The organism is Mesorhizobium sp. WSM4849, assembly GCF_055811385.1.
The window spans coordinates 1-16,462 of the sequence record NZ_JBVVPW010000010.1 but is presented as its reverse complement, the minus strand read 5'-3'; the positions used below and the strand labels follow the sequence as shown (position 1 = coordinate 16,462).

The following is a 16,462-nucleotide window of genomic DNA, read 5'->3' as shown; positions in this document are numbered from 1 at the left end:
CCGCAGCCTCGATGATTCGACTTGCAAGTGGAGTCCGTTTCTTCCGACTCATCGCCCTGTGGCCAGGTTTGCTGTTCCCGCAAACGCAGGTAAGCCTTCATCCCCCCAGCGCCGATACATGTTCCAGATCCTGCCGGCGCTGTTTCGCGCGTCGCTCGTAACTGGCCTGGTTCTTGGTCGCGATCAACGTGTGCGGGCTGCCGCGCCTTTCGGTGGCGAGGTCAAGGTCGCACGCGGCGTTTCGGACGCTCTCCTCGACGTGGGTCCGCCGGTTCTGGGCCGCCCTTAGGCGCCATTGCTGTTGATGAGGGGCAATCAGAAATGCGCCGAGTGCGCGACAGTCGTCGCATGTGCATTTGAGCGGATTGGTACGCGACCAGTCCCGTGGAGCCTCCAGCGGCAGCGCGATGCGACCGCGCAGATGGTCGAGAGCCGCCTCACGCAGCCGGCCGACGGCCGGCCATGCCATGCTCTGCGCCCGCTTGGCGAAGGCCAGTGCCGCCGGGACCAGCACCGCGTCCGGCGTGTAGGTCCGGGGCCAGGCCAGCAAGTTCTCGATCGCGCGCCGCGAGCCCGGCGTCGATCTTGCTCGTCGCCGTCAGGAGATCGACGACGAAGCCAGGCCGTACGGACGCAGGTCGCGTCCAGGGGTCGAGCTTGGCACGTTTGGCCGGGTCACCCGGCAAGACGTCGATCAAAGCTGCGCCGATCTTCGCCGCGTCGCCAACGGACTCGGTCGGCGCCGCTACGCAACGCAGCAGCAAGTCGCCGCAGGCGCCGAGATGGGCCGCGGTATTGCGTCTGACGATCTCGACCAGCAAGTCCGTGGCCCGCCGTGGCGGAAGAAGTGCGGCGGCGCGCACGATGGCGTCGTTATCGGACGCCGCGTAATGGCCGTTGGCAGAAAGCTCCGCAAGGAGCTCATCGATGCGCGCCGCGTTGCCCAGCCGGACCTGCAGGTCGAGCATCCGACCAGCGGCGGTATCACTCTCCCCGCGCCATGTCTCACGGGGCCAGGAGCGCAGCATCTGTCCCGAAAGCTCATCAGCCTCCCCCACACCTGTCGCTTGACGGCGATGTCGCTCGTCTCCCAGCGCTTCGCCAGATCTTCGAGATACGGCAGCGTCGCCCCGTGGCCGGCTTGGTTAAGCACCGCGAGCCGCCGCGCGCGCGGCCACAGCACCAGACCGGCGCGGCGATACGCACGGTCGAAAGAGGCGCCCTCGTTGCCCGTCGCCTCATGGAAATGCTGCTCGTCCGGCGCAAGATCTTCGAACGCATCGGGCGGACAGAGCTCCTCCTCATCGAATGGAAAATCCTGAAACCCGATCTCGCCGCCGTCCGGACGCCGCCACGCGGACAGGGTCAGCGAGCTCTCGAAAACTTCGGCGACTTCGAATTCTTCATCGCCCTCGTCGTCTCGATCCCAGCGCCTGCGGCGATAATTGCCGGTGTGTTCGGCGCTGCCGCTCTCCTCGATCGATACCAGGACAAGATGGAGATCGCACTCCGCCGCCGCTGCCGCCTCGATCAACACCGACGCCACGCCCGCATCGGCCCCCTTGAGGGCGTCGAACGACAGCTCCGCCGGCGTGTAGGCATGCTCGAGCGGCACGATCAGCTTGTCGGGCTCGTCCTCGACGCCCGCCCACCCGCGCAGCAGGTCCGCGACGTGCGCCTCGACCGCGCGATAGTCGGGCGCCGGCAGCGAGCGTCTCTTGCCGAGGAAGCGCAAATTATAGACGAGGATCAGGCGATGTCCGGTGATGACCGGGCGCACTTCATGCAAGCAGTCTGCATAGAAGGCGGCGAATCCAATTTCCGACGGATCTTCGGGGTGCAGATCGAACATCACCTCTCGACCCAGGTGCCGCACGACCAGCTCGCCGCCACGATGAGCAGAGGGAAGCACGATCACCAGGGTCGCGAACATGCCGGGCGTCTTTTCGGTGTCCCGGTGATTAAGGAAGAAGCTGCCGGCGTCATAGACGAGAAGCTTGTAGAAGTCCGCCGCGACCGGCTCTTCGACGCCAAGGCCGCGGGCCGCGTCGGTGACGAGCTCGGCCAGCGTCGTCTCCCAACTACGCCCGCCGATCTGGATCCTGCGCGGGTCGATCTGCCAGGTTCTGCGCACGTCGCGATCGAGCACCGTTTCCTCGCCGCGTCCATGGGGTGCGGCCTCGGCTACGGCGACCAGCCGCTCGGCCTGCGCCTCCGGAAGCGGGAAGGCGATCCTGCCCACGCCCTCCACGTCGATCGTCGGCATGAAGATTTCCCGCAGGCCACCGACGCAGAAGTCGCCGGGGCGCTCGACCGAGCGCAGGCAATCAGGCAGGGCGGCGGCAATCGACGACATGAGTACTCCCGACAGTCTGGAAAATGAACACAGCGTATGGAAAACCTTACCTAGACCCGGCGCGTCGGCCTCTCAAGAAATTTGCACAGCAAAGACACCCGATACTTGTCGTTGCGCTTTATCTGAGAAATGGCCCTCCTCGTTCATCAAAACTCGGATATCAGACTCAGCAGCGCTGTGGAGCGCCCAATGAAGGGCCACGATAGAGAATTTCCGCGGCGCAATGGACGGACAACGGCTTCTGGCAGCTCGCGCAGCCGGCATCGCGGAAGCGACTATGATGCGCCTTCGAGAATGTCGAATGGTCCGGCAAATCGCCTTCCAGGCCGAGCTGGCAAAAGCCACCGCAAGGCCGGTTCAGATGCGCCTCCTACCGAGCCGCCGCTCCGGGCGGATGCCGAAGCAGTAGCCGACGATCAGCATGCGGATCAGCAGCTCCGAGTCGATCGAGGGGTTCGAGTCCAAATCGTGGCGCCAAAGCAAACAAGAAAATCTAGCAAATCAATGAATCAAAGCTTTTGGTGGGCCCGGAGGAGGTTTGGGAACCATGAAAAATCAAGTACTTGGAAATCAGGGGGACTGCCGAGTGTTCAAATCTGCTCCAATGTTTTTTAATGTTTCTGCCCCACTATAGCGATGAACGCCTCGCTCAGGTTCACGCGTGAGCGAGGAAATCCTGCCGGTGTTTCAGTCTCACATGAGGGGTCGCGGTAGCGTCACTTCTCTAATTTCAGAGTGCATCCTTCACGATTGTCACGCCACAGCAGCACGCTTCCGATAAGGTGCTTGACCGGTTCGACCTCACCCTCGTTCGCGCCATACATGCGCCGCTTATCGACGATCTTTTTTCCAAACTGCAGGAGAGACGAGCGGACGTGCGGTTGTCACGTCCCAGTGCTATGCGGGTGGTGCAATAGCGTTTTCGGAGTGTAGCAAATGTCCAATCTGCCGATTTCATCGAAGCCTATATCGCCGCCTATAACCGCAGAATGAGAAGCAGGTCGGACCTCTGCGAGAGCGGCCCTGTTCCTCCCGACAGAACCGCCGCACGTCGGGATGCGCAATGGCTCGTCAGATCCGCTTTAGCTCGAGCGCATGGCGATGCCTACGCAGCGGATAAACGCGAGATGTGCGTTCGCGCTCCCCGGTTAGCCGCTTCCTTGTCAAGGTTGATGATGTTCGATGTTTGTTCTATAGCAAGCTGTCGGTTGTGGTGGTCAGTTCAAAAAATTGATTTGTGCGGCACACCCGCTGCCTAGATGTTACGGACTTCGCATGAAGGGCCGATTACGAGGGGTAACCATGGTTCACACTGCACGCCTCCGCCACGATTCTCTGGCCGCCCCCTCCAGCAGAAACGTCCCGGCAAAATGGCTCGCCGCCGCGGCCTTCGCGGCGATCGGCTTGCTCGCGGCCCCGGCCGCACAGGCGCAGGAAGCGCCTCCCGCGCCCGTCGTCACGGTAGCCAAGCCGCTGGTGCGCGATATCGTCGAGGACGATGAGTTCGTCGGCCGTTTCGAAGCCGTCGACCAGGTTTCGCTGCGCTCTCGCGTCGGCGGCTATCTCGACCAGGTCCATTTCCAGGACGGTACGCTGGTCAAGCAGGGCGACCTCCTGTTCACCATCGACCAGCGGCCGTTCAAGGCGGCGCTGAACCAGGCGCAGGCGCAGGTCGACTCGGCCAAGACCCTGGTCGAATTCAGCAAGATGCAGTTCGAGCGCGCCGAGACCCTGTCGCGCGAAGGCAACATACCGGTTTCGACACTGGACGACCGCCGCCGCGAATATCTCGCCGCCCAAGCGCAACTGGACGGCGCGGAGGCGGCACTTGAAAACGCAAGTCTCGATCTCGAATTCACCGAGATCAAGGCGCCGTTTTCCGGCCGGGTCGACCGCCGGCTCATCTCGCCGGGCAATCTGGTGCAGGCCGACCAGACCGTGCTGACCACCATCGTCTCGATCGACCCGATCGACTTCTATTTCGACATCGATGAGCGGACCTACTTCGCTTATGCGCGCGACGCCCGCGAGCGCGGCGGCGTCATGCAGGAGGGCGCCGGCGGCGTCGATGTTGTCGTCCGTGTCGCCGACCGTGATGAAGCGACGTTCAAGGGCAAGCTCGACTTCGCCGAGAACCGTCTGGACGAAGCTACCGGCACGATGCGGGCCAGGGCGCGCTTCGACAACAAGGACGGCGTGCTGCAGCCGGGCATGTTCGGCCGCATCAACGTGCCCGGCTCACTGCCGCATCCGGGCGTGCTTCTGCCTGACGAGGCGATCGGCGCCGACCAGAACCGCCGCATCGTCTTCGTTGTCGACGAGGCAGGCCTGATCTCGGCCAAGCCGGTCCGCACCGGCCCGCGCATCGACGGCTATCGCGTTATCCGCGAGGGCCTCACCGGCGAAGAGACCGTGGTAATCAACGGGCTGGTGCGAGTGCGGCCGGGCGTCACCGTCAAGTCCGAGATGACCAATTGCCGCCCAAGGTTGAAGCCGAAGGGCAGACGCAATGAACTTCGCCCATTTCTTCGTCAACCGCCCGATCTTCGCGGTGGTGCTGTCGATCGTGCTCGTGCTCGTCGGCGGCATCGCCTATACGCAGCTTCCGGTCGCCCAATATCCCGAAATCGCGCCACCGACCATCGTGGTGCGTGCCTCCTATCCGGGCGCCGACGCCGAGACGGTCGCCGCGACCGTGGCGACGCCGATCGAACAGGAAATCAACGGCGTCGAGCACATGCTCTACATGTCGTCCTATTCCTCCGGCGAAGGCTCGATGTCGCTCACCATCACCTTCCGCCCCGGCACCGATCTCGACGCGGCGCAGGTGCTGGTCCAGAACCGCGTCTCGATCGCCGAAGCGCGCCTGCCGGAAGAGGTGCGCCGGCTCGGCATCACCACGGCGAAAAGTTCGCCCGACCTGATGATGGTCATCCATATGCTGTCGCCCGACGACACATATGATCAGCTCTACGTCTCGAATTATGCGCGTTCGCGCGTGCGCGACGTCCTGCTGAGACTGGACGGCGTCGGCGACGTGCAGATCTTCGGCGAGCGCGAATATTCGCTGCGCGTCTGGCTCGACCCGGAAAAGCTGTCCGCCTACGGCATGACCGCAGGCGACGTAGTCCAGGCGCTGCGCGACCAGAACGTCCAGGTGTCGGGCGGCTCGATCGGCGCGCCGCCGATTGGCGACGGCTCGGCCTTCCAGTATACGGTCACCACGCAAGGGCGCTTCGAAGACGCGCGCGACTTCCGCTACGTCATAGTCAAGTCGACCGAGGACGGCCGCTTGATCTCCCTGCAGGACGTGGCGCGCATAGAGCTCGGCGCCAGGGACTATGTCACCAATTCCTATCTCAACAACAAGGCGGCGGTGGCGCTCGGCATCTTCCAGCGGCCGGGCACCAATGCCTTGGCCTCGGCGGAAGAAATCCAGGAGACCATCGCGGAGCTTTCGGAGGATTTCCCGGAGGGGCTGGCCTACGAGATCATCTACAATCCGACCGAGTTCATCGCCGAATCTATCAACGAGGTCTATGTCACCATCGCCGAGGCGATCCTGCTGGTGGTGATCGTCATCATCGTGTTCCTGCAGTCGTGGCGCATGGCGATCGTGCCGATCGTGGCGATACCGGTCTCGCTGATCGGCACGCTTGCCGTGCTGCTCGCCTTCGGCTTCTCGCTCAACATGCTCACTCTGTTCGGGCTGGTGCTGGCGGTCGGCATCGTTGTCGACGACGCCATCGTGGTTGTGGAAAATATCGAGCGGAACATCCGGCTGGGGCTCGCTCCGCGCGCCGCTGCGCACAAGACCATGGATGAAGTGGGAAACGCGGTCCTCGCGATCTCGCTGGTGCTGATCTCCGTCTTCGTTCCGGCGGCTTTCATTCCCGGGATTTCCGGCCAGTTCTACCTGCAGTTCGCCATCACCATCGCGGTCTCCACCGCGATCTCCGCATTCAACTCGCTGACGCTTTCGCCGGCTCTCGCTGGCGTGCTTTTCAAGCCGCACATCGAGGAACATTCGAACTTCTTTCTGGCAAGGTTCGGCCGCGCTCTGGCGAACGGGTTCAACAACGGGTTCGACAGGATGGCGGACGGCTATGCGTGGCTGGTGCACAGACTGGTCGGCACGACTCTGGCGCTTGCCGCCATGCTGCTCGTCTTCGCAGGCCTGCTCTACGCGACCTATCACATGCTACAGACGGTGCCGCGCGGCTTCATCCCGAACATGGACCAGGGTTATGCGATCGTCGTCGTGCAATTGCCGGAGGGCTCTTCGCTCGCCCGAACGGACGCAGTCATCCAGAAGGCGTCGGATATCATCCGCGAGACGCCGGGTGTCGCCAACGCCGTCGCCTTCGCAGGATTCAACGGCGCGACATTCACCAACGCCAGCAATTCCGGCGTGATCTTCGCGCCATTCAAGAGCTTCGAGGAACGGCTCGAGAGCGGCGATACTTCCGACAAGATCATCGGCACGCTGTTTGGCAGCCTGCAAAGCATCCAGGAGGCCTTCATCATCGCGCTGCCGCCGCCGCCAGTGCGGGGCATCGGCAACTCCGGCGGCTTCAAGATGATGCTCCAGGAGCGCAACAGCGCCGACATGCGGCCGATTCTGGCGCTGGCCAACGAAATCGCCGGCAAGGCCAACCAGACGCCAGGGTTGATGGGCGTCTTCACCACCTTCTCGGCCTCCAGCCCGCAATTCTTCCTGGCGATCGACCGCGACAAGGCGCGCATGCTGAACGTGCCGATCCCCAACATCTTCGAGACGCTGTCGATCAATCTAGGCACCGCCTATGTCAACGATTTCAATGCCTTCGGTCGCGTCTACCAGGTGCGGGCGCAAGCCGACCAGGCTTTCCGCATCGATCGCGACGACATATTGAAGCTGAAGGTGCGCTCGGCGGCCGGCGACCTGGTGCCGCTCGGCACACTGATCGAGATCCGCGACGTCACCGGTCCCTCGCTCGTGCAACGCTACAACATGTATGTCTCCGTGCCGCTTCAGGGCAATGCAGCGCCGGGTGTCGCCACGGGCACGGCGCTCGACCTGATGGAGGGGATCGCAGCCGAATCGCTGCCGCAGGGCACTTCCTTCGAATGGACTGAACTCGCCTTCCAGGAGCGGCAGACCGGCAACACGGCGGTCTTCATCTTCGGCCTGTCGGTTCTGTTCGTCTTTCTGGCGCTCGCCGCGCTATACGAAAGCTGGATTACGCCCTTCGCCATCGTGCTTATCGTCCCGCTCAGCGTGCTGGCCGCCCTCCTGGGCGTCGCCTTCCGCGGTCTCGACAACAACATCCTCGTGCAGATCGGGCTGATCGTGCTCGTCGGCCTGGCGGCGAAGAACGCGATCCTGATCGTCGAGTTCGCGCGCCAAGGTGAGGAGCGCGGCCTTGACGCCGTCGAGGCGGCTGTCGAGGCCTGCCGGCTGCGGCTGCGGCCGATCCTGATGACGGCATTCGCCTTCATCCTGGGCGTGGTGCCGCTAGTGATCGCCAGCGGGCCTGGCGCGGAAATGCGCCAATCGCTCGGCACGGCCGTGTTCTCCGGCATGCTGGGCGTGACGTTGTTCGGCCTCTTCCTGACGCCGGTCTTCTACGTTGCTCTGCGCAGGACATTCCGGCGCAGGCGGCCTGAAGCCGGCCCGACCCTGGCTTCCGAGAGCGGCGCAGCCGAGTAAACGCCGAGCCGATGAGGCGCCGGGTTCAGGCTGGAGCCGGACCGGCGGGTTCCTGGATCTCGCGGAGGGATGGATCGGCGATCCATCCCTCGAGCGGATCGAGATGTTCCGGCGCGCCGTATCGCTCGCTTCGCATCGTCCACGCCCAAGGCGGTTAAACGCGAAGACATGGCGGTGGTTGCATGAACGTGCATCATTGTGAATTCAGAGCGCCGCTGCCCGACTCGAACGGCCATGCAGGCCTTAGCCGCCGCCAAGATCCGGGACGTCGATGCGGTCGAGCAAAGGCGCGAGGCGCCGTTTCGTGGCAGCATGCCCACGTTGCATGCGTGAAAGGGGCTACCCGCTCGAGTTGCCCTTCCAAGGCTAAGGACAGGCATCACGAAACGGATGTGGTGAGAACGCCACATGCAGCAACCGAACAACCCGCCGCACATCGTGCCGATGCGGAGGCGCCACGAGCGCGGCCCTACTGATGCCGCGCGAGCCGGTCTATGGGTGCGTTTGCTTCGGCCAAACTAACCAGCGCTTGCTCGACTTTTTGAGCCGAGGCTTCAGTGCGCTTGATGTGCCGGATCATTTGCTGCCTCAACCGCGCGAGCCTTTCCGCGCGATATAGATCGCCGTATCTCGCAGTTTCAAGGTGGAGGGTCGCGAGCCTCATGGGCGACGATTCCGATTATCTAGCAGTGGAAATTCGCGAATCCGCCTTTCGTTCCGATGTCCGATCTTGCCTCGCAAAGGCTGGCCGGAGGGCCGCGACGAATGAGCCGCATCCCTGCCAAAAGAGAGATCGTCCGCTGATGCTGCTCAGTCGACCGCGGGGTCAACCGGACGGTAGCGGAAGTGATTGCGGATGTGGTCGTTGAAAAAGCGGCCCTTGGCGAAGGCGGCTCGGAACTCGGCGAAGGTCTCCGGCGGCACATCCTCAAACTGGTAGCATTTGCCGCTGGCCACGAACCACACCGAGAGGGTCCTACGGTCCGGATCGTATTCCGTTTTGCGTATCGATGTGGAAGGCATGACGGTTCACGCCTTAGTTCGGCGCGGGAGAGCGCCAGCTTAAGAGTCGACGTCTGCGGCAGACGATGCTCATTCGTCTCGGGCGATAGTCGGCTGTGCCCTGGTCTTCAAGGACGCCCATACAGGCCTCGACCGCCTCCTTCCACTTGGGTCCCCGCTTGGTCCACTTCATGGGTTGCGCAGCGGCCCCCTCGACATTGGTGCAGACGTAGGTGAGCCCAAGTCGGTCGGTTTCGATATAGACCGGAGGGTGAACCAATGGAGAGCCATGACACCTCCTACTCAGGCGAGAGATACATCTCCGCCTCCTTAGCGGCAGCCACGAAAGCCTTTCGGATCACGTGAGGGTCAATCGGATCGCCCTCCAGTGCTGACAGGCAGAGGGTCCACGCCTTGTGCCAGTGAGGTCCTCTCCGGGTCCATGTCTTGAGCTGCTCAAGGGCTGCTCTCGCATTGTTGCAGCCATGCCTGACACCGTTCGTTTCAGACTTCACGAACACCGGAGGGACGAACCAAAGAGTTGCCATGGCACCTCCTACTCAGGCGATAGATACACGCTCGCCTCCCTGGCAGCCGCCTCAAAGGCTTGTCGGACCACTTGGGGCGACACTCTGCCCTCGAACGCGTCCACGCAGGATTGGACCGCCTTCGTCCACTTCGGGCCCTTTGTGTCCCACGCCATGAGTTCCTCAGCGGCTCCCTCGACGTGACTGACCCATGGCGCAGCTTAGGTCGGTCGGTCTTGACGTAGACCTGTGGATGCCGCGCGCCTCGGAGGAAGAGGACGCGGACCTATCGGAGGAGACTATCCAATCTTTCAGCTCAGCAAAGGAGGCAATGCTGCACGATTTGAACTTTTTAGCCCGCTCCGAAGTTCCATGCGGAAATAAAACGCCGTCTTCAACCAGCCCGGCTGGCCACCGACGCCCGCGCCCCGAGGGGAGTGGAAGGACGCGGGCTGACCGGATCGGAGGACTGAGACCCGATCTCTCAACACGGGGACCAGTGCTGCGCGATTCAAACGTCTTGACTCGGCCGGAGTTCCCGGACGGAAGACAAAAAAACCGCCGCACCTTTCGGCACGGCGGGCTTTCAGTCGTTCACCAGGCACGGGGTGTGGGCGGGGGGCATGTGCCCGGATCGTAGGAAATCCTACGCTCGCCAGCTGCATCGCGTCTACCAACCGACGGTTGGCCCGGTTGCTTGTTTGACAGACCCGCGCTTATGATGGCTGCTTAAATCGCCGATTGGGCCTTTTGCCGAGCGGCTCGTTGTGCGGGAGGGACGCGATGGGCCAGCAGGAGCAGTGGCAGCTGGAAGGCAGCGCCGCGGAACTCTACGAGCGCTACCTGGTCCCGGCAATCACAGCCCTGTGGGCTGCCGACCTGGTGGATCGTGCTGCGCCTCAATCTGGTGAGCGGGTTCTGGACGTAGCTTGCGGCACCGGCGTGGTGGCACGCTCGGCGGCCGAGCGTATGGAAAATGGGCAGGTCGTCGGCCTCGACATCAACACGGGCATGCTTGCCGTTGCTCGATCACTCCCGAGAGGCGCTGGACCGCGTATCGGCTGGCACGAGGGAAGCGCGCTCGAAATGCCGTTCCCTGACTCCACCTTCGATCTGGTTCTTTGCCAGCTCGGACTGCAGTTTTTCCCGGACCGGTCGAGTGCGCTACGTGAGATGTTCCGGGTGCTGGTGCCTGACGGCCGACTGGCCTTAAGCGTTTTCAGCGCTATTGAGCGCACTCCTGCGGCAAAGGCGCTGGCGGATGCCTTGGATCGACACCTCGGTCCAGGCGCTTCGGCAACGAAACGGTCCGAGCATTCACTCGCCGATGCGGACGAGCTTTACCGATTGGTGGCCGGGGCGGGATTTCGTCGGGTGACCATCCACACGACGACACAGAACATCCGATTCCCCTCGTCAAAAGAATATGTGCGACTACAGCTGGCAGCGACTCCGCAGGCTGGGCTGGTCAGCGGAATGGATGCCGGACAGCGGGACGCAGTCATCGCAGCGATCATGGGTGATGTAAGTTCCTCGCTGGCAATCTATTCAAATGGAGGAGAGCTGATGTTCCCCCAAGAGGCTCACGTCGTGCTCGCATGCAAATAGCGCAGCTGACTCTGCGGCATCCGGTGTTCAACAGCGTCCACGCCAGTGAGCCTAATTAGAGGAGGAGCGTAGCAAACCCTCCTCCTTGGCAGCAACCTCGAAGGCCTTCCGTACGTCGTCGGCTGTGCCCTCGCCTTCAATGCAGGCCTTAACCTCACTTGGGTCCCCGCTTGGTCCACTTCATGAGTTCCGCAGCGGCCTCCTCGACGTTGTTGCAGCCGTAGGTGAGCCCAGGTCGGTCCGTCTCGATGGAGACCGGAGGGTGATACCAGTGGAGAGTCATGATACCTCCTACTCGGGCGAGAGATATATCTCCGCCTCCTTGGCGGCAGCCACGAAAGCCTTTCGGATCACATGAGGGTCAATCGGATCGCCCTCCAGTGCCGACAGGCAGAGGGTCCACGCCTTGTGCCAGCAAGGCCGCCCTCTCCGGGTCCATCTCTTGAGCTGCTCAAGGGCTGCCCTCGCATTGTTGCAGCCATGCCTGACATCGTTCGTTTCAGACTTCACGAACACCGGAGGGACGAACCAAAGAGTTGCCATGAAGGAGGATGTAGGGCAGCTAAGGGGGTCGACGAGGTTGAGACGGCTGTGGTCGAGGCAGCCTTTGCCCAACACATCGAGCGGAACGTGCTGAAGCCGGTCGGGCTGAGCATGGACCAATGGATGGAACACATCGACGAGGCCGAGCTACCAGCCTTCAGGCGAGCAGCCGTCGAGGGCAACTGGCAGGCATTGATCAACCATGCTCGGGCCGCTGCAAAGATGCGGCTGGACTTGGGCATCTAAACTCCCCGGGCGGGGTCACTTCTAAGCCCCAAGGTGATGGCCCTGCCCGGGTTAGAACCGATTATAGCTCTGCGAACGGCGAGCGCCCGGATTTGCCGTTCGGGTATTTGAGGCCTATGCTTCGATATCGGCCGCCAGTGCTGCGGATGCAGCCGACAGTGAGAGGGTACGTGCTCTTGCCCGTCAGGGAGAGAGCCGTGTCCCAGTCCCTTCCTCGCAATCATGTGTTGAAAGCCCTCTCCCCAGAGGATTTCGCGCTGTTACGCCCGTCAATGCATCATGTCCAACTGAACCTCAAAGCCCAACTGGAGGTCCCGTATCAGTCAATCGAGCATGTGTATTTTCCAGAGGCGGGTATCGCTTCGGTGGTCGCCACCATGACTGGAGGGCGGCAAAGTGAAGTCGGGATCGTTGGCGATGGCATGACTGGCGTTGCCGTCATTCTCGGCCAAGACAGCTCTCCCAATGAGACCTATATCCAAGTCGCAGGCAATGGCTGGTGCCTGCCGGTTGAAAATCTTCGTCCTGTGATTGCAGAAAGCCAGTCCCTTCGCGCGTCGCTGCTTCGCTATGCCCACGCCTTCCTTGTCCAGTCGTCCCGGACGGCACTCGTCAACGGCCATTCCAAGATCGAGGAACGGCTGGCCCGCTGGTTGCTGATGGTCCACGACCGGACCGAAGGAAATAAAATCAACCTGACGCATGAATTTCTGGCGACCATGCTCGGCGCTCGGCGCCCCGGAGTTACCACCGCCCTCCAAATGCTTGAATATCGGGGGCTGGTTCACGCCAGGCGCGGCGAGATCACGATCGTCGACCGGGCCGGAATGATAAAACTCACACATGGCGCCTACGGCGACGAAGAGCAACGTCACTTCGGCCTGGCATCCGCCTGATTGTCCGATATCAGACATTAGCTCGAAAAAGCAACCTATGTTAGAGACTGCTTATAAATAGACGTTACACTGCCCACCCTGTTCTCGCCAAGGAGGGAGTGAGGAAACCGAGGGCATCGAGTGCGGTTGGCGCGTGGAGTGCTCTACTCGACGCGTGTACCTCAATCGCGCCGGAGCGAGAGGCAATGATGACAAGACAATCGTTTGTAACAGTACTTGTCGGGCCGAGCGAGTTACTCCGAGAAGGCCTTAGTCGAATCCTGGATGCGGCAAAGTTTCGTGTCCTTTTCTCTGTGGCTTGTGTTCACGATCTTCTGCAGAAGCCGCTAGCCCAGCACCGGTCCATCTTGCTCATCATAGATGTCGGCGGTACTGATGCGGATGCTGAATTCGCACAAATTGCAGAATTCAAAGCGATTTATCCGACCAGCCATGTCGTCGCGCTAGCCGATCACTGTCGATCGACCGATATAGTTTCAGCTTTTCGTGCGGGGGCAGACGGGTATTTAACAAAAGTCGCTGCTTACGACACCTTCATCAAAGCTATCGAATTGGTTATGCTAGGGCAGACGGTGTTGCCTGCCGAAACTTCAACGGCTATTCAAGAAATAAGGCATGATCTGAAACCTGACGCGGCAGCTGATGAGTTAACAAAGGTGGTTATTAACGTGGAGCATGAGGATCAAGAACCGTCAATTTTGTCAAATCGGGAAAACTGTATTCTACGCCGCTTAATCGAAGGGGAGTCTAACAAAGCCATCGCGCGCGAGATCAACATTGCCGAAGCTACGGTGAAGGTACACGTCAAGGCCATCCTCCGAAAGATCCGGGTCCGCAACCGTACACAGGCTGCAGTTTGGGCGATGAACCATGGCATGCTTACTCCCGCATCTGGCATTGCCCCGTCGGGGAGCGAAAAGATGGCAACTCAGCCGTTTCACAATATATCATCATTCGGGCTGGTGGATTCGCTCTTGCCAAAGCTTCGCCCTGATATGACGCTCCGCTATCAAGAACCATACGCTCAAATCATCCCCCGGCGATGGTAGCGAGCGGTGGAGACGGCATCGCAGGGGCGCATGAGGTGGACCCCGCCAGTGTTACTACCATTTTGAAGTTCAGGGCTTTATCAAAGTGGGCGAAGCAAAAATTACTTCTGGATTTTCGTTCAGCGAAGTGCGGATCGGAACGGTCGAGGGCGGAGAATCGGGGTTCTGGTGTGGAAATGCGACCAACTGGTGGCGGTCCTCACCCAGATCGACGAGGAAGCCTACTCGACGAAAGGCAAATGGTTTCTCGAGACGGGCTTCGGGCTGCTAAGCGGGCAGCACAACGAGCGGTGATCATGACCGATGCGCCCATTCGCGGAGTCCGATGGACATGATCTTCCAGGCTGGTCGACGAGCTTGTTCCTTGCGGCGCAGCAATGGATGACGATGTCGTCGTAGTCCTTGAAGATACGGTTGGAGAGCCAGTTGTCGCGCATGAACTGCCAGACGTTTTCGACTGGGTTCAGTTCCGGTGAGCGCGGCGGCAGGAACATCAGGGTGATGTTGTCCGGCACCTTCGGTTTCGGAGTCACATGCCATCCGGCCTGATCGAGGATGAGCACCGCATGCGCGCCGTCGTCGACGCTCCGGCTGATCTCGGCGAGGTGCTCCCGCATCGCCTCGGTATCGCAATAGGGCAGGACAAGGCCCGCGCCCTTTCCCTTCCGGGGGCAGATGGCCCCGCTGGTCGAACCAGTGGGGGAATTTCACACAATAGCTTTGCCAGTTGCTGCGAGTCCAGCAAGGCTCGGCAGGCGTTTCCAGTTCGGCGATGTCGCGAAGGCGCTCACCATATTGCGCCGCAAGCTGCCTCCGCCGCGTGAAGAGTGCGAGAAGCCGTTGCAGTTGCTCACGCCGATGGCAGCCTGCAGGTCAGTCAGGCGGTAATTGTAGCCGAGTTCAGGATAGCTCTCGTAGATCACCTGTTTCGAGCCATGCCGGACTGTGTCGGTAACGCTCATGCTGTGTTGGCCGACTAGCATGCATGACCTTGTCTCCTACTGCTCGGGGTAGGGTCACGCGTGATCCGAGTACTAGGCGACGTTTGCAATCCGACGTAGGCGCAGGCTTGAATGCAGCGCCGATCGCCCGGGAGAGTCTCAGTATAGCCCTATCCACGCCGTATTCTGGTCATGAAGGTTAGCATTATACCCCCAGATGAAATTTCTGGTTGTATAAGCGGAGTTTCATTAAGACGATAAATTATCGTTTATTGTCGATGGGTGTCCTTCGAGATACTTATAGTGATTAATATTTTAACTGGAGAAACACATGAAGTCGATGAATTCCGACAAGGGAATACTGAGGAAACACTCGGAAGGGTTGAACAACTCACGCGCGTCGACGGAGACAGCCGCGTCGAGCCCGACCTCGACCGTGACGACCGAGGCTCCCACTTCCACCGATTCCGCGTCGACGGCATCCACGGCTTCCACGTCGACGGAGACAGCCGCGTCGAGCCCGACCTCGACCGTGACGACCGAGGCTCCCACTTCCACCGCTTCCGCGTCGACGCCATCCACGCAGCCGGCGCAGGGTCTTACCCACACCACCACACCGATCCAATCGGAGTACGATGGCCAGGTGATTGAAAATCTTGACATCTACGTCACCAACGGGGACGCGGTCACGATTACGCACGACAATGTCATCCTGCGCAATTGTCGTATTCATCACGTCGAAGGCGACGGGGTGACGGTTTCGGGCGCAACCGGCGTCACGATCGAGAACACCGAGGTCATCAACGCCGACCCGCCGGCGGGAATCGACGCCGAGACGAGCCCGAACATCAACAACATCAACGCAGAAAACGCCGCGAACCTGACCGTTCAAAACACCACGGTGCGGGAAGGCTCGACCGGCATCTATCTCCTGAACTCGCCCGGCGCGGATCTTTCGAACGTCGATGGCTACAACTTCCATGGGCCCATGCCGCGCGGTCAGTTCGTCCAGTTCAACAACTCGGGCAATAGTTCGCTGACCGACTTCTATGCCGTCAACGAAGCCGGCAGTTCGCATCCTGAGGACATCGTCTCGGTCTATGGCAGCCCGAATACGACGATCTCTAACGGGGTGATCGACGGTAACAACTCCGTGACCGGCGTCGGCGTCATGTTCGAGAACGCATCAACCGGCGGCAGGGTGCAGAACGTTGACGCCATCCATCAGGGCAATGGCGCGTTCTCGTCCTACGCGAGCGATGTCACCTTCGATGACACGAGGTCGTTCGACGGTATCAACGAGGACCAGGGCCGCGGGCTGTCCTCGTCGAATGGACTGATCTGGAATGTCAGCTCCGGCGGGGTCAGCGTCCTGAACTCGAGCTACACCAACCCTGGCAATCCCAACAACATCATTTGGGACAAGTCAAAGGCGGTCGTAGCCGACGTGCACGAGGATGCCGCCGCCACCCCAATGGCACACATCGATAACCAGTTCGCCTGGGACTACGCAGTCTGAACGGGCGGGGGGGGGGGGGGGGGGGGGGGGGGGGGGGGGGGGGGGGGGGGGGGGCGGGGGGGGGGGGGGGCGGGGGGGGGGGG

At 61.4% G+C, this 16,462-nt stretch carries 15 protein-coding genes and 4 pseudogenes; 8 read left to right on the top strand and 11 right to left on the bottom strand.

Annotation, left to right across the window (positions count from 1 at the left end; translation table 11 throughout):
- Positions 1 to 97: 97 nt before the first annotated feature.
- The 3 genes and pseudogenes from AC0L3L_RS12915 to AC0L3L_RS12905 all read right to left on the bottom strand — a co-directional run.
- Positions 98 to 550, bottom strand: a complete 453-nt coding sequence (locus tag AC0L3L_RS12915) for a hypothetical protein (RefSeq protein ID WP_473637830.1) — start codon at positions 548 to 550, stop codon at positions 98 to 100.
- A 195-nt stretch (positions 551 to 745) separates the two neighbouring features.
- On the bottom strand, positions 746 to 2,356 hold the full coding sequence (locus AC0L3L_RS12910; RefSeq protein WP_473637829.1) for a 2OG-Fe(II) oxygenase: 1,611 nt from the start codon (positions 2,354 to 2,356) through the stop codon (positions 746 to 748).
- 259 nt (positions 2,357 to 2,615) lie between these two features.
- Positions 2,616 to 2,809, bottom strand: a pseudogene (locus AC0L3L_RS12905) (transposase); the annotation flags it as partial.
- A gap of 849 nt (positions 2,810 to 3,658) precedes the next feature.
- On the opposite strand from AC0L3L_RS12905, the pseudogene AC0L3L_RS12900 reads away from it, so the two are divergent.
- Positions 3,659 to 4,825 (top strand): annotated as a pseudogene (locus AC0L3L_RS12900) (efflux RND transporter periplasmic adaptor subunit); the annotation flags it as partial.
- Between the two features lie 40 nt (positions 4,826 to 4,865).
- Complete coding sequence (locus AC0L3L_RS12895) at positions 4,866 to 8,048, top strand: efflux RND transporter permease subunit (protein WP_473637828.1); 3,183 nt, start codon at positions 4,866 to 4,868, stop codon at positions 8,046 to 8,048.
- Positions 8,049 to 8,858: 810 nt separating this feature from the next.
- Here the strand turns inward: AC0L3L_RS12895 and AC0L3L_RS12890 are convergent.
- From AC0L3L_RS12890 to AC0L3L_RS12880, 3 genes are all read right to left on the bottom strand, one after another.
- Positions 8,859 to 9,071, bottom strand: coding sequence for a KTSC domain-containing protein (locus tag AC0L3L_RS12890; protein ID WP_473637827.1), 213 nt, complete (start codon positions 9,069 to 9,071; stop codon positions 8,859 to 8,861).
- Positions 9,072 to 9,349: 278 nt separating this feature from the next.
- Entirely contained in the window at positions 9,350 to 9,598 is a 249-nt protein-coding gene (locus tag AC0L3L_RS12885) for a DUF982 domain-containing protein (RefSeq protein ID WP_473637826.1), read from the bottom strand.
- A gap of 8 nt (positions 9,599 to 9,606) precedes the next feature.
- Positions 9,607 to 9,753: a DUF982 domain-containing protein gene (locus tag AC0L3L_RS12880; protein ID WP_473637825.1), complete on the bottom strand. Its 147-nt coding sequence runs from the start codon at positions 9,751 to 9,753 to the stop codon at positions 9,607 to 9,609.
- Positions 9,754 to 10,360: 607 nt separating this feature from the next.
- On the opposite strand from AC0L3L_RS12880, the gene AC0L3L_RS12875 reads away from it, so the two are divergent.
- Entirely contained in the window at positions 10,361 to 11,185 is an 825-nt protein-coding gene (locus AC0L3L_RS12875) for a class I SAM-dependent methyltransferase (RefSeq protein WP_473637824.1), read from the top strand.
- A 154-nt stretch (positions 11,186 to 11,339) separates the two neighbouring features.
- Here the strand turns inward: AC0L3L_RS12875 and AC0L3L_RS12870 are convergent, their stop codons facing one another.
- Both AC0L3L_RS12870 and AC0L3L_RS12865 read right to left on the bottom strand, forming a co-directional pair.
- Positions 11,340 to 11,468, bottom strand: coding sequence for a hypothetical protein (locus AC0L3L_RS12870; RefSeq protein ID WP_473637823.1), 129 nt, complete (start codon positions 11,466 to 11,468; stop codon positions 11,340 to 11,342).
- Between the two features lie 8 nt (positions 11,469 to 11,476).
- Positions 11,477 to 11,728: a DUF982 domain-containing protein gene (locus AC0L3L_RS12865; RefSeq protein WP_473637822.1), complete on the bottom strand. Its 252-nt coding sequence runs from the start codon at positions 11,726 to 11,728 to the stop codon at positions 11,477 to 11,479.
- Positions 11,729 to 11,776: 48 nt separating this feature from the next.
- Between AC0L3L_RS12865 and AC0L3L_RS12860 the strand changes: the two genes are divergently transcribed.
- From AC0L3L_RS12860 to AC0L3L_RS12845, 4 genes are all read left to right on the top strand, one after another.
- Positions 11,777 to 11,974 carry a hypothetical protein gene (locus AC0L3L_RS12860; protein ID WP_473637821.1) on the top strand — a complete coding sequence of 66 codons (198 nt, stop codon included), beginning with the start codon at positions 11,777 to 11,779 and terminating at the stop codon, positions 11,972 to 11,974.
- A 197-nt stretch (positions 11,975 to 12,171) separates the two neighbouring features.
- Positions 12,172 to 12,870, top strand: coding sequence for a Crp/Fnr family transcriptional regulator (locus AC0L3L_RS12855; RefSeq protein ID WP_473637820.1), 699 nt, complete (start codon positions 12,172 to 12,174; stop codon positions 12,868 to 12,870).
- 185 nt (positions 12,871 to 13,055) lie between these two features.
- Positions 13,056 to 13,919 carry a LuxR C-terminal-related transcriptional regulator gene (locus AC0L3L_RS12850; protein WP_473637819.1) on the top strand — a complete coding sequence of 288 codons (864 nt, stop codon included), beginning with the start codon at positions 13,056 to 13,058 and terminating at the stop codon, positions 13,917 to 13,919.
- 168 nt (positions 13,920 to 14,087) lie between these two features.
- Positions 14,088 to 14,213 (top strand): hypothetical protein, encoded by a 126-nt coding sequence (locus tag AC0L3L_RS12845; RefSeq protein ID WP_473529444.1) that lies wholly within the window; start codon positions 14,088 to 14,090, stop codon positions 14,211 to 14,213.
- Here the strand turns inward: AC0L3L_RS12845 and AC0L3L_RS12840 are convergent.
- From AC0L3L_RS12840 to AC0L3L_RS12830, 3 genes and pseudogenes are all read right to left on the bottom strand, one after another.
- Positions 14,214 to 14,602, bottom strand: a pseudogene (locus AC0L3L_RS12840) (transposase); the annotation flags it as partial.
- A pseudogene (locus AC0L3L_RS12835) lies at positions 14,601 to 14,911 on the bottom strand (DegT/DnrJ/EryC1/StrS family aminotransferase); the annotation flags it as partial. The pseudogenes AC0L3L_RS12835 and AC0L3L_RS12840, both read right to left, overlap by 2 nt.
- A gap of 264 nt (positions 14,912 to 15,175) precedes the next feature.
- Complete coding sequence (locus tag AC0L3L_RS12830; RefSeq protein WP_473489131.1) at positions 15,176 to 15,412, bottom strand: hypothetical protein; 237 nt, start codon at positions 15,410 to 15,412, stop codon at positions 15,176 to 15,178.
- On the opposite strand from AC0L3L_RS12830, the gene AC0L3L_RS12825 reads away from it, so the two are divergent.
- Positions 15,393 to 16,379: a right-handed parallel beta-helix repeat-containing protein gene (locus tag AC0L3L_RS12825; protein WP_473489132.1), complete on the top strand. Its 987-nt coding sequence runs from the start codon at positions 15,393 to 15,395 to the stop codon at positions 16,377 to 16,379. The genes AC0L3L_RS12830 and AC0L3L_RS12825 overlap by 20 nt on opposite strands.
- Positions 16,380 to 16,462: the final 83 nt, after the last annotated feature.

Bases quoted from the DNA above. Each gene is read 5' to 3' on its own strand.
- AC0L3L_RS12910 (WP_473637829.1), bottom strand. From the start codon at position 2,356: ATGTCGTCGATTGCCGCCGCCCTGCCTGATTGCCTGCGCTCGGTCGAG.
- AC0L3L_RS12895 (WP_473637828.1), top strand. From the start codon at position 4,866: ATGAACTTCGCCCATTTCTTCGTCAACCGCCCGATCTTCGCGGTGGTG.
- AC0L3L_RS12890 (WP_473637827.1), bottom strand. From the start codon at position 9,071: ATGCCTTCCACATCGATACGCAAAACGGAATACGATCCGGACCGTAGG.
- AC0L3L_RS12885 (WP_473637826.1), bottom strand. From the start codon at position 9,598: ATGGCAACTCTTTGGTTCGTCCCTCCGGTGTTCGTGAAGTCTGAAACG.
- AC0L3L_RS12880 (WP_473637825.1), bottom strand. From the start codon at position 9,753: ATGGCGTGGGACACAAAGGGCCCGAAGTGGACGAAGGCGGTCCAATCC.
- AC0L3L_RS12875 (WP_473637824.1), top strand. From the start codon at position 10,361: ATGGGCCAGCAGGAGCAGTGGCAGCTGGAAGGCAGCGCCGCGGAACTC.
- AC0L3L_RS12870 (WP_473637823.1), bottom strand. From the start codon at position 11,468: ATGACTCTCCACTGGTATCACCCTCCGGTCTCCATCGAGACGGACCGA.
- AC0L3L_RS12865 (WP_473637822.1), bottom strand. From the start codon at position 11,728: ATGGCAACTCTTTGGTTCGTCCCTCCGGTGTTCGTGAAGTCTGAAACG.
- AC0L3L_RS12850 (WP_473637819.1), top strand. From the start codon at position 13,056: ATGATGACAAGACAATCGTTTGTAACAGTACTTGTCGGGCCGAGCGAG.